Annotated in this window: 1 protein-coding gene and 1 pseudogene; both read left to right on the top strand. The window is 46.3% G+C overall.

Annotation, left to right across the window (positions count from 1 at the left end; genetic code table 11):
• Positions 1-187, top strand: a 187-nt coding sequence (locus C5687_RS24470) for a LuxR C-terminal-related transcriptional regulator (RefSeq protein ID WP_238380525.1), incomplete at its 5' end; no start/stop codon positions are given.
• 4 nt (positions 188-191) lie between these two features.
• Positions 192-285: pseudogene (locus tag C5687_RS24465) on the top strand (curli production assembly/transport protein CsgE); the annotation flags it as partial.

The following is a 285-nucleotide window of genomic DNA, read 5'->3' as shown; positions in this document are numbered from 1 at the left end:
CCTCACACACCGTGAGAAAGAGATCCTGAACAAATTACGCATTGGTGCTTCAAATATTGAAATCGCCCGTTCGTTATTTATCAGCGAAAATACAGTAAAGACGCACCTTTATAATCTTTTCAAGAAGATAGCTGTTAAAAACCGAACTCAGGCTGTTTCGTGGGCAAACGATAACCTCAGGCGTTAATCACATGAAACGCACCGTGAGTTGGATTGCCGCAGCGGGCTTTCTCCTCGCTGCAGGGAACCTACAGGCCGTCGAGGTCGAAGTTCCCGGATTGTTAA

The organism is Enterobacter sichuanensis (assembly GCF_002939185.1).
GTDB classification, from domain to species: Bacteria; Pseudomonadota; Gammaproteobacteria; order Enterobacterales; family Enterobacteriaceae; genus Enterobacter; species Enterobacter sichuanensis.
This window is presented reverse-complemented; position numbering and strand designations above follow the sequence as displayed.